This is a genomic window from Gammaproteobacteria bacterium, from assembly GCA_022340215.1.
GTDB lineage: Bacteria > Pseudomonadota > Gammaproteobacteria > JAJDOJ01 > JAJDOJ01 > JAJDOJ01.
In genome coordinates this window covers 1-15,351 of the sequence record JAJDOJ010000001.1, presented here as the reverse complement: position 1 = coordinate 15,351, position 15,351 = coordinate 1, and the positions used below count along the sequence as shown (strand labels likewise).

At 62.9% G+C, this 15,351-nt stretch carries 9 protein-coding genes; 2 read left to right on the top strand and 7 right to left on the bottom strand.

Going from position 1 to position 15,351, the window contains the following annotated elements; all coding sequences use genetic code 11:
• On the bottom strand, window positions 1–3,321 hold the full coding sequence (locus LJE91_00045; GenBank protein MCG6867154.1) for a mechanosensitive ion channel: 3,321 nt from the start codon (window positions 3,319–3,321) through the stop codon (window positions 1–3).
• A 155-nt stretch (window positions 3,322–3,476) separates the two neighbouring features.
• Window positions 3,477–5,168 (bottom strand): L,D-transpeptidase family protein, encoded by a 1,692-nt coding sequence (locus LJE91_00040; GenBank protein ID MCG6867153.1) that lies wholly within the window; start codon window positions 5,166–5,168, stop codon window positions 3,477–3,479.
• A gap of 92 nt (window positions 5,169–5,260) precedes the next feature.
• On the opposite strand from LJE91_00040, the gene LJE91_00035 reads away from it, so the two are divergent.
• Window positions 5,261–5,836 carry a DUF882 domain-containing protein gene (locus LJE91_00035; GenBank protein MCG6867152.1) on the top strand — a complete coding sequence of 192 codons (576 nt, stop codon included), beginning with the start codon at window positions 5,261–5,263 and terminating at the stop codon, window positions 5,834–5,836.
• A gap of 55 nt (window positions 5,837–5,891) precedes the next feature.
• On the opposite strand, the gene LJE91_00030 is transcribed toward LJE91_00035, so the two are convergent.
• Entirely contained in the window at window positions 5,892–6,251 is a 360-nt protein-coding gene (locus tag LJE91_00030; protein ID MCG6867151.1) for an STAS/SEC14 domain-containing protein, read from the bottom strand.
• Window positions 6,252–6,422: 171 nt separating this feature from the next.
• Here LJE91_00030 and uvrA point away from each other — a divergent pair, with 171 nt between their 5' ends.
• The gene (gene uvrA / locus LJE91_00025) at window positions 6,423–11,960 is read left to right on the top strand and encodes an excinuclease ABC subunit UvrA (GenBank protein MCG6867150.1); all 5,538 of its coding nucleotides are present in this window, start codon (window positions 6,423–6,425) and stop codon (window positions 11,958–11,960) included.
• Window positions 11,961–12,199: 239 nt separating this feature from the next.
• Here the strand turns inward: uvrA and LJE91_00020 are convergent, their stop codons facing one another.
• The 4 genes from LJE91_00020 to LJE91_00005 form a co-directional block, all read right to left on the bottom strand.
• Window positions 12,200–12,562 (bottom strand): hypothetical protein, encoded by a 363-nt coding sequence (locus tag LJE91_00020; protein MCG6867149.1) that lies wholly within the window; start codon window positions 12,560–12,562, stop codon window positions 12,200–12,202.
• Window positions 12,563–12,617: 55 nt separating this feature from the next.
• The gene (locus tag LJE91_00015) at window positions 12,618–12,938 is read right to left on the bottom strand and encodes a chaperone modulator CbpM (GenBank protein MCG6867148.1); all 321 of its coding nucleotides are present in this window, start codon (window positions 12,936–12,938) and stop codon (window positions 12,618–12,620) included.
• 4 nt (window positions 12,939–12,942) lie between these two features.
• Window positions 12,943–13,896: a DnaJ domain-containing protein gene (locus tag LJE91_00010; protein MCG6867147.1), complete on the bottom strand. Its 954-nt coding sequence runs from the start codon at window positions 13,894–13,896 to the stop codon at window positions 12,943–12,945.
• A gap of 328 nt (window positions 13,897–14,224) precedes the next feature.
• Entirely contained in the window at window positions 14,225–14,809 is a 585-nt protein-coding gene (locus tag LJE91_00005) for a hypothetical protein (protein MCG6867146.1), read from the bottom strand.
• Between the last annotated feature and the right edge of the window lie 542 nt (window positions 14,810–15,351).

Genomic DNA, 15,351 nt, shown 5'->3' with positions numbered 1-15,351 from the left:
TCAAGGACCAGGCTCTTCCTCCCCGCTCCCCCCGGGAGTGGCTCCCGGCAGGGTTCGCACATGGATGTCGCGCTGGGGAAAGGGGATCTCGATCCCGTGCCGGCGCAGCGCAGCATCGATGGCCATGTGCAGGGCATGGATCAGGGGCATGCGGTCCCCGAGATCCTTTGCGAACACGCGCACCTCAAAATTAAGCGAACTGTCGCCGAAGCCGAGGAACAGGACGGCTGGCTCAGGTTCCTCCAACACCATCGGATTTTTCGTCGCGGTCTCCAGCATCACCCGGTGCGCCAGCTCGGTGTCGGAGCCGTAGGCAATTCCCACTGGCACGATGACACGTGTCACGGGATCGGAAAGCGACCAGTTGGTGAGCTGGTCCGTGATGAACATCTTGTTGGGGATGACCAGTTCCTTTCGATCCCAGTCCAGCAGCGTCGTCGCCCGGATACGAATGCGGGTGACCGTTCCCGTGACGTTGCCCACGGTGACGGTGTCCCCGACGCGCACCGGCTGCTCGAACAGGATGATGAGGCCCGACATGAAGTTACCGAAGATCTCCTGCATGCCGAATCCGAGACCGACACCGAGCGCGGCCACGAGCCACTGGATCTCCGACCAGCGCCACCCCAGCTTGTTGAACACGTAGACAATGCCGATGGCGGCGATCAGGTACTGAAGGATCGTGGTCGTGGCATAGCGGGTGCCGGGGTCCAGCGAGAAGCGACGCAGCACTGCGATCTCCAGCGTACCGGGAAGATTTCTGGCGGCGACGACGGTCAGCAGCGCGATCAGCAGGGCGAAGACGATGCTGCCCGCGGTGATCGCCGTCCGTGTGGCCTCGCCGCCAACGACGTCGGTCGCTTCCCACACGACCATCGTGTCCAGGATACCCAGCGCGGGCACGACGTTGCTCCAGGTCAACCAGAGCGTCACGATGACGAAGATTCCGATCGCGGTGTTCAGAACCTTGCGAGTCTGTTGGTCGATCGATTCTGGCGTCGGGCCGGGCAACTCCAGCATGTCGGCCAACGCGGCGTTTGCCTTGCCATCCATCACTTCCTGGCCTGCCAGCATGGCCTTCTCCGCCTTGCGTCTGCCCAGGGTGTCCAAGAGCACGATCTTCCGCTGCGCAAGCACCAGAAGACGAATGCCGAGGTGATACAGGATGACCGCGCCGAGTACGATACGCACCGTCGCCAGCAGCTCCCACTGAAGATTCAATGCCGTGTAATAGTATCCGTACAGCGCGAGGCCGCAGAAGCACAGCGCCAGTCCGAAAACCGCCCAGTACCAGACATAGCGAAGCCGGGTGATGAAGAAGTTGTCTGGGTTCTTTTCGTAGAATTCTCTCAACACGCCGGTCGCGGGGTTCAGTACCCGGTGGAAGAACACGAGCGAGACGATGACCAGGGCGACGAACGCGGCACGACCGAGACTCTCGTTGAACACAGGTCGCCCGGCCGATTCGATCAGTGCGGTGAGAAACAGCAGCGACAGCGCTGGCGGGACAAACCATGCCAGTTCCCTGCGCCAGGTCCTGACGGTCTGCTGCTCCCACCGGAAATGGACCCGGGCGACCCCGTAGGGAAAACAGAGCAGCTTGAAACCGATGAGGGTGAACGCCGTTGTCGAGATAGTCTGCAGCGCCCGCCCCGTCGCGGGGGCGAAGCCGCTCGGGTCTTCCGCCCCGTGCAGCAGCCCACCGGTAAACCAGAACAGCAGCGGCCAGGGGGCGGCGGCCAGGGCGGTAACGAGCAGCGCCCGCGCCGTCGAGCGGAAATGATCGGCGTAGAGCATGCCGACGCGCTCGTTCAGCCGTAGCAGGCTGCGGCGCATGAAGGCGCGCGAACGGAACAGCACGGTGATCAGGAAGGCCGCAACCAGGGTCAGCAGAGGATGGGTCAGCACCTGACGAAACAGCTCGGAAAAGGCATCTCCCCATTGCGCGGGAGACAGCAGCCATTGAACGGCCCGGCGAAGCAAATCTGCCGTTTTCCGGTTCACCGGTGAAGCGCTGGGAATCCAGAGCAGGTGCTCGTCCATGAAATCGCCGAACCGGTCGGAGGTCTCGATCGCTCGTCTCAGCCCGTACTCGATCTCGCCCAGCATCTGTCCGTACTTGCCATTGGTGGCGCCGAGCCTGCCGAGCAGGTCCCGTTGGCTCTGCAGCAGCTGATGTATCTCTTCACTGACCGCCTGCCGCTCTACCTCCGAAAGCGCCGTCTCGTCGATGGACGCCATCCGCGCCTCGACCGCGTGCCGGGCTTCGGAAAGCCTGAGTAGCCTGTCCTCGATATCGAACTGCTCGAACGCCGCGTCCGCCAGCGCGTCCTGCACGTCCTCGATACGCTTGCGATACCCGGTGGTGTCCGGCAAGCGTGCGCGCTGGGTACGCAGGACCTTTTCCAGGGACGAACTCAGGCCGGCGATCTCGAAGCGCTGCTCGACGCGCTTGAAGGATCGCTCCAGGGCCCGCAACTCCGTGTCGACCTTCTCGCGTTCCGCCGTCGCCGCCGTCAGTTCCGAGACCCGGCGCGACAACTCACCGCCCAACTGCGCGTTTTCTCTGGCAAGATTCTCGATCTGCGGGTGTTTTCCCGCCGCTTCCCGCTCCGCGCGTTCCGCCTCGATTGTCACCTCGAGGGCCTCCCTCTCCCTGGCCCGGACGACGAGGTTCTCCAGACCGGACACCCGCTGGCGCAGGCGCCTCACGAGGCGTTGTCCGAGGTCTCTGCGCGCCTCCAGCAACTGGAGGCGCGCACCCAGGCTGACGAGTTCCTGCTCGAGCATCGCGATCTCCGCCGAGACGTGTTCGACTTTACCCCGACGTGCAGCCATCAAGGCCGCGGCGCGTGGAGATGCGGCGTCTGTCTCAACCGTGGCAGGCAGCAGCGCCTTTAGCTCATTGAGTTGGCCGCGCGCCTCGGTAATGCGTCCCCGCGCCTGCTCTGGACGACGATTCGCATCCTCGAGCTGCCTGTCCAGGGTCTTCTGCTGCGCATCGAGTGACGCCAGTTCCGCCCGGGCCTCGAGCAGGGATTTCTCCAGATCCTTGAGTGTTGCATCACCGAGCGATTCCTCGATCGGGACGTCTTCCGACGCATCGATCTCCTCGATCCTGGCGCGGACGGCCTCGACATTCGGTGGCGCCAGGTCGATGCTGCTTCTGAAAAAGAATTCACGGTCCTGGTATTCGCCCGCGATCTCGGTGTCTTTGAGCGCGTTGTCATAAAGTTCAAGCAATTCGGCCTTCTGGCTGTCGCTCAAGGCGGCGTCGTCCTCGACGGCCTTACGGCGCGACTTGAGATGCTCTACGCTCATCTCTCCGGCAGCCATGGTGGATGCCGGGGCCTTCGAATCTGGCGCGGGAGCCTCCTGAGATATCGCACCCCCGCAGCACGCCAACACCAGGCACAGGGCTGTCCAGACACGCACGGCGAGGCGTGGCGATGGATTCGATTGCGGCGAGACCGGAATCACCTCACGGTGGCCGACTCGTTCCTGGCGGCGGAGCGATACCACGCGGGCGCATCGACGGGCAGCACAAAGGTCCCGTCTTCGTCTAGCGCTTGAAGCACGTTTGCGTCACGCCCGTACAGGTCTTTACGAAACTGGATCGCGCCGTCGTCACGCACATCGGCCGTGTAATAGACGAGCAGCACTGGAACCCGCTCGGGCAGACCCACCGTACGGGTCTCGCCGGTCTCGATCTTCCGTGCGATCCCCTCGCGGTCCCACTGCGGATCGGAACCGAGCAGGATCGCTGCCAGATCCCATGGCTTTTCGATCCGGATGCAGCCGGAACTGAAGGCCCGCCTCGAACGGCCGAAAAGCGCGCGCGATGGCGTGTCGTGGAGATAGACCATATGACGGTTCGGAAACATGAATTTTATCTGCCCCAGGGCATTCCTGGGGCCCGGCGCCTGCCTCAGCAGATAGTGGAAATTGTCCGACGTGATTCGTGACCAGTCCAGATCCCGGGGATCGACATCACGACCCCTCCCGTTGATGACGCGAAAGTCGTTCCTGTCCAGGTAGGCGACATCGCGGCGAACCTCCGGGAGGATGTCTTCATCAAGGATCCGTGGCGGTACCGTCCAGGTGGGATTCAGTACCACGTAGGACATCTCCGCGCGAAATACGGGGGTCATCCGGAAGGGCCTTCCCACCATCGCCCTGGATTCCCAGACGACCTCGCCCTTCTCGATCAGGTGGGCGCGGAATCCGGCGATGTCGACCATGAGGTAGGACTCGGGCACGTCGTGGAAAACCCAGCGGACACGATCCATATTGACCCGGATCTGCCCGATCCGCACCGCCAGGGGCACGTTCATGACCTCAAGGGTGTCCCTCCCCGCGATCCCGTCCTCGTCCAGTCCGTGGCGCGACTGGAATCGACGCACAGCGGCGACCAGCGCATCGTCCACGTACTCGGGGTCGATCGCCGACTCGTCCTCGAGGTCTCCTGTCACGAACAGCCGCCGGCGCAGCAGCGGAGTGCGCGAATCCCGGTTCCCGGGACGAAAGACCGGGCCGTCCGGTACGACCGGCCAACCACCCGCGTCCATCATCGCGCGATAGCGCCGCAACGCCACGCGCAAACCCCTGTAGCGGGGGTTGTCGGGTAACTGCGCTCTCAGGACCTCCTTCACCCGCCCCGCTCGAACCGCTTCCAGAAGCAGTTGGGCGGGATCGATACCATTGAGCCGGCGGGAATAGTTCCAGTTGGGATCGATGGTCACCGGATCGACCTTGCCGAAGCGATAGTGGTAACCGAGCCGCGCCATGGCATCGGTCAACAGCAACTCGCGCTCGACCTTCCGGGCAATACTGGCTGGGGGAATGACATCCAGCCGGCGCAACTCCCGGTGATGGTAGTCCCCGGGGTCCAGTCCCTCTTCGCGCGACGCCGAAATCTGCTCAAGCAACTGCTGCACGCTGGCCTTGTCGGTCCAGAGCACCTGGTATGCATTGCGTTCGTAGATTTCGGCGACGGTGAGGGGCGCGGCAATGCCAATCTCCGTCGCCACACGTTCATCAACGCGCAACGCCTCGATTCGTGCCCGCATCTGGCGCTCGAATGTCGCGCCCTCGGTCCCCGCCCAAACCGTTGCCAGGGCGAAATACAGCAGAAAAACACCGATTGACCGGAAATATCGACAACTCATTAAATATCGACAACTCATTCACAAACCCCATTGACGGATTGCCGATAAATTAATTGAATGTGCATCAAACCGACCATCTATTGAGGAGACACATGCAAAGTAACGCACCGTCATCGCTCATCCTTCCCGAGAATCCTTCGCGGCGCCGCTTCGCGGCCGGTCTTGCCGCATCGCTTGCCGGCGCGGTCATGCTGCCGGCCTGGGGTTCTGCCGCTGCCGCCGCTAGGCCGCGCGAACTGTCGCTTTATCACCTGCACACGGGCGAAAAGCTAAAGGTCGAGTATTACGACGGACGCAGTTACCGGGTAGATGTCCTTTCCGAGATCAACACCTATCTGCGGGACTTTCGAACCGGTGAGATCCACGAAATCGACCCGCATCTGCTTGACGCCCTGCATGACGTGCAGGCCAGCCTCGGGCGCAAAGGCACCTACGAGATCGTCTCCGGATACCGCTCTCCGGCAACCAATGCGGCGCTCAGGAAGAAGAGCAAGCGCGTCGCCAAGCGCAGCCTCCACATGCAGGGCAAGGCCATTGACATTCGGCTGCCGGGCGTGGATACCCTGAAGCTTCGCAGGGCGGCCATGGACTTGAGATGCGGTGGCGTGGGCTACTACGCCAAATCCAACTTCATTCACATCGATACGGGGCGCGTGCGTTACTGGTAGTCTCACCACCGCCCTTGGCAGCCGGGCACCGATTCCCCACCGATAGGTGCGTTCCCTACTGAATCCAGCCCCAGGCCTCATCGAGCTCATCTCCGTCAAAGACCCGAATCTCACCCTTGAAGAAGGGCTTGAATAGATTCACGGACCACCCGACCCAGTCCGGACCGCCCACGATCGCCACCTTTTCGAACGCTTTCGCGTTCTTCAGACCGAATTTCGCATCGTCCAGCAGGGCAGCCGGCTCCCAGCCGGTAAAACTGTCGTCCATGTAGACCAAGACCCGGACGCCGCCGTACTCATCGATCATCTTCTGCAACGCCGGGATGAAGGTTTCCGTATAGTCGTCGTCGGTCAGTTTTTCGCTGGCCTGTACGCCGAGGACCTTGCCTTCGCTGCGGGGCATCACTCGAATCATTGCGTTCTCCCTCTGGTATCTATGTATCTGAAATTGGATTAGGACACCGGGAATCCGTTCACCCATTGAGGATAGCGGAGTTTGAGCGCGGGGATCCGGGCGAGCTGGCGTCGCATTGTCCCCACCCCGACGGCGCAGCAGAATACTGCCTGATTTTATCGAGGATCGGCCATGGCAGGCGATGACATCGTCATCAGGGGCGCGCGGCAGAACAATCTCCGCGGTCTCGACCTCACGATTCCCCTCAATCGCTTCGTGGTGATCACGGGTGTCAGCGGCTGCGGCAAGTCATCCCTGGCCTTCGATACCCTCTACGCCGAAGGGCAGCGGCGCTACATGGAGACGTTCTCTCCCTATGCCCGTCAGTTCCTCGACCGCATGGACAAGCCTCGTGCCGACCGCATCGAGGGCATCCCGCCTGCCATCGCGATCGACCAGATCAACCCGGTGCGCACCTCCCGTTCGACGGTCGGGACCATGACTGAGCTGAGCGATCACCTGAAGCTCCTTTTCGCGCGGGCCGCTCACCTCTATTGCCCGGGCTGCGGGCGTCCGGTTCGCCGCGACACGGCCGACACCGTCGCCGTTGTGTTGTTACAGGACACCGCGCCGGGACATTCAAATACCGCCTGGATCGGCTTCCCCGTCGTCGTCCCGAAGGGCTATCCGGAACAGGAGGTTATAGAGGCGCTCAAGCTCCAGGGCTATGAGCGTCTGATCGGGAAGGAGGGCGATACCCTGGAGGTCCTGGCAGGACGCGTGCGGATCGATCCGGTGCACAAATCGCGTCTGGTCGAGACCCTGGAGGCGGCCTTTCGGCTCGGTCGCGGGCGGGTCTCCGTTCATTCCCTTCACGACGGGGCCCCGCGGGGCGCACCGAGGCGCTTCTCCGCGGATCTGCACTGCGCCGACTGCGACCGGCATTTCTCCGCCCCCACCCCTTCGCTGTTCTCATTCAATTCGCCCGCGGGCGCCTGCCCGAAGTGCCGGGGCTTCGGGCGGGTCATCGGCATCGATCAGGATCTCGTCATCCCGGATCGCAAGCTCTCCCTGGCGCAAGGTGCCGTGAAACCCTGGCGCACGGATGCCTACCGTGAATGCCAGGTAGACCTGGAGCGTTTCGCCCGCGGGCGCGGTGTGCCGCTGGACGTCCCCTGGGGCGAGCTCGAATCCCGCTCGCAACGGTGGGTCATCGAGGGCGAAGGAGACTGGGACGACGGCGTCTGGTACGGGATACGCCGCTTCTTCGACTGGCTGGAAGGCCGCAGCTACCGCATGCACGTCCGGGTGCTGTTGTCGAAATACCGCAGTTACGATACCTGCCCCGATTGTCGCGGCGCGCGTCTGGTCCCCGAGGCCCTGAACTGGCGCATCGGAAACGAACACGGAGGCGCCGAGTCGGCGTGTTTACCAGAGCGGAAGTTCCGTCCCGAATCATTCACCATGCCCGAAGAAGCCTTCCGCGAACTGCCGGGGCTGGGCCTGCACGACATCGTCGGTCTCCCCATCACGGGAAGCAGCACGTTCTTCGACCACCTTTCTTCCACATCGGGCGACGGCCTGGCCACGGCCCGGCTCCTCGACGAGATCCGGACCCGTCTGCGCTACCTGGTGGACGTCGGCCTCGGCTACCTCACCCTGGACCGGCAGTCACGCACCCTGAGCGGCGGCGAGGCGCAGCGCATCAACATGACCACGGCCCTGGGAACCTCGCTGGTCAATACCCTGTTCGTGCTGGACGAACCGAGCATCGGACTGCACCCACGCGACGTCGATCGTATGCTCGGCATCATCGCCCGCCTGCGTGACTCCGGTAATTCGGTCGTCGTGGTCGAGCACGACCCGCAGGTTATCCGCTGCGCGGACCGCATTATCGACCTCGGGCCGGGCCCGGGTGAACGCGGCGGACGGATCGTCTTCGAGGGGACTCCGCAGACACTGGCGAATGAAAGGGACTCGATCACTGCGGCCTACCTCTCAGGCCACCGGCGGGTCGGCGAGGGCTCCCCCCCCACCGGCAACGACGGTTCGCACGGATTCCTGGAGATCCGCGGTGCGTCGGAGCACAACCTCAAGGGCATCGATGTGCGACTGCCCTTACGCACGCTGGTCTGCCTGACCGGCGTAAGCGGATCGGGAAAATCGACCCTGATGAAGGACATCTGCTACCGCGCCCTCAAGCGACTCGCCGGCGACGCCACCGAGCCGCCCGGCGCGCACGTCTCCCTATCAGGACACGAAGGGATCGACGAGGTGGTCATGGTCGATCAGGCGCCGATCGGAAAGACCACGCGCTCGAACCCTGCGAGCTACGTGGGCGCCCTCGGCGCGATACGAAAGCTGTTCGCCGAACAACCGCTGTCAGTGGAACGCGGCTACACGGCCGGCACCTTCAGCTTCAATTCCGGCGACGGCCGCTGTCCAGACTGCGGCGGCAATGGTTTCGAGCACGTCGAGATGCAGTTTCTGAGCGATGTGTACCTGCGTTGCCAGACCTGCAACGGCAAGCGTTTCCGCCCGGCGGTCCTCGAGGTGACGCTGCGGGGACCCGGTCACGCCGACGGCGTCTCGTTCGATCGCATACTGGAAATGACGGTCTCGGAGGCACTGGCTTTTTTTTCGGCTTATCCTGCCGTCTCGCGCGCCCTTGCGCCGCTCGAGGCCGTAGGACTCGACTATCTGAGAATGGGCCAGCCCGTGCCAACCCTGAGCGGCGGCGAGGCACAGCGGTTGAAACTGGCGGGTCACCTCGCGAAGACCCGCACCGCGTGGCGCTCGGGCAAGGGAAAACTCTTTCTGTTCGACGAGCCCACCACGGGCCTGCACTTTGCCGATATCGACCGCCTGCTGCACGCGTTTCATTCGCTGATCGAGGCGGGTCACTCCCTGGTGGTGATCGAACACAACCTGGACGTGATCCGGCACGCCGGGTGGATCATCGATCTGGGCCCCGAAGGCGGCGAAGCGGGTGGAGAGCTCGTCTGCCAGGGCACACCGGAAGCCATATCGGCCTGTCGCGACAGCCATACCGGCAAGGCGCTGTCAGGCGCTTTTGACAGGGATCCCGATACGGTCCTACCCCGCGCGGACGCCGACCCGATGTCCCAGCCTGACACGTCGTCCGAAATACGGGTCCACCATGCGCGAGAACACAATCTCAAGAATATCGACGTCGGCATCCCGCGTGGAGAACTCACCGTGATCACCGGCCTTTCCGGTTCCGGCAAGAGCACGTTGGCCTTCGACATCGTGTTCGCCGAAGGCCAGCGCCGTTACCTCGAATCGCTCAATGCCTATGCCCGCCAGTTCGTGCAGCCCTCATCGCGCCCGGAGGTGGACGCCGTCCACGGCATCCCACCCACCGTGGCCATCGAGCAACGCACCAGCCGGGGCGGCCGTCGCAGTACGGTGGCGACGGTCACGGAGATCTACCACTTCCTCCGACTGATCTGGGTCCGACTGGGCGTTCAGCACTGTCCCGAATGCGATATCCCGATCGAACCGCGGCCGCCGGACGCGATCGTGGCCGAACTGGCGGAGAGCTCGCGTGGAAGGCGCATCGCCCTGTTCGCCCCGCTGGTGCGCTCGCGCAAGGGTCTCTATCGGGATCTTGCCCGCCGCTGGGGCCGCAAGGGCTCCCCTCACCTGCGCGTCGACGGCGAGTTGCTGCCCACCGATGACTGGCCGACGCTCGACCGTTTCCGCGACCACACCATCGATCTCCCGGTCGGCGAGATTCAGGTGACGCCTCGCAATGAATCCAGACTGCGTGACCTGCTGGATGCGGCACTGGGGCCGGGCAAGGGAACCGTCAAGGTCCTGGATGGAAAAGGAACGGAACGCAGTTTCTCGACCAAACGCGCCTGCCCGGGGTGCGGGCGTGGCTTCGAGGAGCCGGACCCCAGGCTTTTCTCGTACAACTCCAGCCATGGCTGGTGTCCGGCGTGCGCCGGGACGGGATTGAGCCTCGAAGAAACGCTCAACGGTGACGATGCGATAGCGGACGACGACGGCATCACGCAGGGATCGGAGACCCCCTGCGCGTCCTGTGGCGGCCGACGTCTCAACCCGGAGGCGCTCGCCGTGCGCTTCGAAGGGCTGTCCATTGCGGACCTCAACGCCTTGACGGTGACGGGTGTGGAAGATTGGCTGCGAGGCCAGAAACCCAGCGGACGCGCCCGGACCATCCTGCGCGACATTCTTCCTGAACTGCGCTCGCGGCTCAGGTTCCTGCGCCGTCTCGGCCTGTCCTATCTCTGTCTCGACCGTGCGGCCCCCACACTGAGCGGCGGCGAGGCGCAGCGCATCCGACTGGCGGCGCAACTCGGGTCGAACCTGCGCGGCGTGTGCTACGTGCTGGACGAACCGACGATCGGCCTGCACCCGCGTGACAACGGCCGCCTTCTCGATGCGCTGGAATCGCTGAGGGACAAGGGGAATACGGTTGTGGTCGTGGAGCACGACGAGGACACCATTCGCCGCGCCGGTCACGTGATCGACATCGGCCCCGGCGCGGGCGCGGGCGGTGGCCGCATCGTCGCCGAGGGGAACCTGAAAACGGTCCTGGATCATCCCGATTCGCTCACCGGCCGTTGTCTGTCCAGACGCGGGGCCGCCGGACCGACCCCGCGCCGGCGCAAACCGCAAGAAGCCGCAGACGGCAAACCGGTCTCGATTGGAGTGCGCGGTGTCCGCCTCCACAATCTTCGCGATCTCGACGTCGATATACCCCTCGCCAGGCTGATCTGCGTCACCGGCGTCAGTGGCAGCGGCAAGAGCACCCTGGTGCGCCGGGTGCTGTATGACAATCTGCGCAAGCAGTTGTCCGCGCGCGGCAAGGGGCAGCGAAAGCCACGTCTTATCTCATGTCGCGAAATCCTTGGCTCGGAAAACGTCGATCGAGTGATCGAGGTCGATCAGACCCCGATCGGCAAGACCCCCCGCTCCTGCCCCGCGACCTATGTGGGGCTGTGGAATCACGTGCGCCGCCTCTATGCCGAAACACAGGAGGCCCGCCTGCGCGGCTACGGAGCGGGACGCTTCTCTTTCAACGTCAAGGGCGGGCGCTGCGAGGCTTGCGAGGGACAGGGGGTCCGCCGGATCGAGATGAACTTCCTGCCCGATGTGCGCGTCACCTGCGAGTCCTGCGGCGGCTCACGCTTCAACGAGGAGACGCTCGGGGTGCGTTACCGCGACCGGACCATCGGCGAGGTACTCGCCATGAACGTCGACGAGGCTGCCGGGTTCTTCCTCGCGCACCACGCCATCCACCGCCCGCTGGACCTGATGCGCGAGGTCGGCCTCGGATACCTCACCCTGGGCCAGCAGAGCCCGACCCTGAGCGGCGGAGAGGCGCAACGCATCAAGCTGGTTGCCGAACTGTCGCGCTGCGCACCCGGGCGCGGGACAAGAACCGGCCCCCGCCGGGGCCGTGCGCTTTACATCCTCGACGAACCCACCATCGGCCTGCACATGGCGGACGTGGAGAAACTCGTCGCCGTCCTGCACCGACTGGTCGATGCCGGCCACACCGTCGTGGTCATCGAACACAACCTCGACGTCATCGCCGCCGCCGACTGGATCATCGACCTGGGGCCCGAGGGTGGCGAGGAAGGCGGACGGGTCGTCGTCGAGGGGAATCCTGAAGATCTCGTCAGGTCGAGGAGCGGGTCCCATACCGCGGGCTACTTGAGACGACACTTAAAGTAGTACTTTGAAGCTCTCAGGCCTTCGTAGACCTCACGGTTCGGCTCGGAGAACAGTCGGCGGACAAACGGTGATCATCCCGGACGCCAACCTGGTGACCGACGCGGAGTAGTTGCCATACCAGGGAGACATACGGGGGTTTCTGATCTTTCGGGGCCGCATGGGTATCCGGCAATTTCTTGGTGTGTAACTCCCAGACCAGCATCGGCTCCGCATCCGTCAGGCTGCGGAACGCCGTCGCGTCATTGGGTGCGGTGCGGATACAGGTGCAGTTCATCCACCCAGCTCGGGTTTACAACCCAAATGGAACTCGTCTCGGTGAGGCGCCGCAGCAATCCCTCGGTCATCTCTTTCCGAATGCGATCCCGGGCTCCTGACGAAATACCGGATGTCCCGAGGGATTTTTGCGCCTGATCCTCGGCATGCAGGACGATCGGCCCGACCTGCAACACCAGCGCCGCAATGCTCTCGGCGATATAGACGTCGGGCGAGTGTGCATGATGCCTGCCCCGCACGTATTCGCCCGGCTCCAGCGATTCGTCGGTGGTGAACCAGACCAGGTCGCCGGCAGCAAGGTCGCGCACATAAAGTCCGTACAGAGTCACGAATCACTCTCCGACAGGGACATGGACTACAAAGTGTTGTAAAGCCGCGCTGCGACTACCGCGCTCGTCTCATCCTGCGCAACCGGGCATCGATTTCTTCGATACGCTCTAGCAGATCGAGTGCGAGCGCGGCGCCGGCCAGATTGACTCCAAGGTCCTGCTTCAGGTGCAGCGTGACGCGCGTACGACGCAGGCTGTTTGCGGGGAAACACCAGTGGCGGCCGCGTCTGCCAGCGGGCTCCAGGATACCCTGCTCGACCAGGGCCTCGATAAACTCGGCCTCGACGGCGCAGGATCGGCACAGATCGGCCAAGGTGATTATCGTCTGCTCATCGATCAACTCGACGTCCAACACTGTCTGGTCCTTTTTGGCCATGGGCTCAGGATACCCCCATTCTCGCGCGAGGATTGAAACCCAGTTTGTCTTCCATCTGTTTGTAGATCGCCCTGGCAGCCTCACTGTCGGCCGGCGGCAGGTTGACCTCCAGGACCACGAACATGTCGCCGGGTTCCTTACCAGGAAGTCCCCTGCCCTTCAGACGCAGCTTGCGCCCCTGGCTGGAGTTCGCCGGGATCTTCAGACCGACGAACCCGGATGGCGTCGGCGCCCTGACGCTCGCTCCGAGCGCCGCCTCCCAGGGCGCGACCGGCAGATCGAGATAGATATCCGCGCCATCGACGCGATAGAACCGATGGTCCCGGAACTCCACCTCCAGATACAGATCCCCGGACCCGGCGTCTCCCAGTCCGGGGCCTCCCTGGCCGGCCAGGCGGATCTGCTGACCTGCCCGGATTCCCTTCGGGATGCGCACGTTCAAGGTGCGGTCCTGCGTAGTGACATGCCCGTCCTCGGTCAGTACGGGCATTCGTAGCGAAATGGAGCGGGTCGCACCGGTGAAGCTGTCCTCGAGATCGATCAGCACCTTGGCATGATGGTCTTCCCCACGCATGTGGAAGCTGCGCCGACCGCCCGAAGACCGTTGGTACGCACCAGCGCGGCCGAACAGATCCTCGAAGAAATCGCTGTGGGCGCCGGCCTCACCCGCGGTGTAGCCGCCTCCACTGAACTCGAAGCCGGCATCCCAGTCCGGTGGTGGACGGAAGTCCTGGCCGGCCTTCCAGTTCGCGCCAAGCTGGTCGTAGGCCGCGCGCTTCTCCGGATCCTTGAGAACCTCGTAGGCCTCGCCCAGTTCCTTGAACCGTGCTTCGGCGTCGGATTCCTTGCTCACGTCCGGGTGATACTTCCTGGCGAGCTTGCGATAAGCACGCTTGATATCGTCCTGCGTCGCGTCCCGCGCGACCTCCATGATTTCGTAATAGTCCTTGAATTCCATATAGCGCTACGGTGTCTCTTTGAAGAGCAGTCAGCCCCCTCCCACCGCGACGAGGGAGACACCAACCACTGCTGTACACTTCTTAGAGTTCGTAGTTCTTCCTAAGGCCGGCTGGAAAAGGGACGACGCGCATTTAGGCGATTTCTGTCAAATGACATACCATCCTGCTTGTCTTTGTCGTCCGTCCTCTATGTTGCGACAACAGTTGCATAGTCGAACAATGCAACTGTTGTCGCGTCTTGATGACAAACGAAAATCCGGCGCGATCTGGTATGCCATTTTCCGGCAATCGCTTTAACGTAGCCGCGTCGCTCCCCTCCTTCGTAGATTATTGTTGAACGCGATCGACTTTTATCGCAAGGGCGCGGGTCAGGGTCACCTGAATCGTGTCGCCTACTTTCAGCTCGTCGAAGGCGGCAACGGATTTGTCCACCTTTCGCTCAACCTCGGAACCGTCCTCAAGGCCCAGCGTGACCGTTCGGCTCTTCTTATCGATGGCCAGTACACTGGCTGAAACAGTAATCTGCTGAGCTACCATGCCCGCCGGCAATTCCCCCTTGGCAGCGCGGCCGGCGACTTCCTCATCCTCGACGTCGGGTGCCGCACCGGGTTCACCCAGCGCGATTGCGATGGACTCGTAGTAACTAACACTGACCGTATCGCCGACCTTGATCTGATCGAAGTTCGCGACCTGCTTACCGGCCTCCAAGGTCACCTCGTTACCTTCTTCCCCCTCCAGGGTGATCATTCGCGTTTTCTTGTCGATTGCTGTCACTTCCGCCGTGACGACTGCCAGTTCGCCGACTCCGGCGCCCTGCGCCAGCAGGTTTGCCCCTGGAATGGCACAAAGTGTCAGCAGTAGAAATCCTGACAGCAGCAGTGGTCTCAGTTCCCTATAGTTTGTGGCTCGCATGTTGCTTTCCTTCCTTAATGATTGTGATGGGGAGAATATTGTGCGCTCGCACGCGACACATGTCACGCCTATCGGGCGAGGACCAACGGATGCCGGGTCTGAACCGGATTGACCGGTCATTCGCATCGCTCATCGTCTTACTATACCCGTCGCGGACAGGTTTTCACGAGAAAGTGTGTGTCATATTCGTTTCGTGGCAAGGCGCGATGACGCGTAATAGCCGCTCTATTGCAAGGAATCGCAACGCCGCCACGGGACGAAGAGGGCGTGCAATTACCGGGGAAACCTGTCCGTGACGGGTATACATCCATGGGACCTGTTGCTATCGATTCCATGCTTGTGTCGCGCGCGAAGAACCATCTATACCATATACGGCAGGAAAGGCATGACCCTCTCTGCCGTCTAGGAGCCTGTCGGACTTAGGTGATCGTAGCGAGCATGATGGGAGAGCGAGATCGAATGTTCACGATTTTGAGGCGCATAGTGGGCCTACGCAACGAAAAATCGGGGGCATTTGAGCCGAGCTCCCATCAGCGCAGTAG

Bases quoted from the DNA above. Each gene is read 5' to 3' on its own strand.
- LJE91_00045 (MCG6867154.1), bottom strand. From the start codon at position 3,321: ATGAGCGTAGAGCATCTCAAGTCGCGCCGTAAGGCCGTCGAGGACGAC.
- LJE91_00040 (MCG6867153.1), bottom strand. From the start codon at position 5,168: ATGAGTTGTCGATATTTCCGGTCAATCGGTGTTTTTCTGCTGTATTTC.
- LJE91_00035 (MCG6867152.1), top strand. From the start codon at position 5,261: ATGCAAAGTAACGCACCGTCATCGCTCATCCTTCCCGAGAATCCTTCG.
- LJE91_00030 (MCG6867151.1), bottom strand. From the start codon at position 6,251: ATGATTCGAGTGATGCCCCGCAGCGAAGGCAAGGTCCTCGGCGTACAG.
- uvrA (MCG6867150.1), top strand. From the start codon at position 6,423: ATGGCAGGCGATGACATCGTCATCAGGGGCGCGCGGCAGAACAATCTC.
- LJE91_00015 (MCG6867148.1), bottom strand. From the start codon at position 12,938: ATGGCCAAAAAGGACCAGACAGTGTTGGACGTCGAGTTGATCGATGAG.
- LJE91_00010 (MCG6867147.1), bottom strand. From the start codon at position 13,896: ATGGAATTCAAGGACTATTACGAAATCATGGAGGTCGCGCGGGACGCG.
- LJE91_00005 (MCG6867146.1), bottom strand. From the start codon at position 14,809: ATGCGAGCCACAAACTATAGGGAACTGAGACCACTGCTGCTGTCAGGA.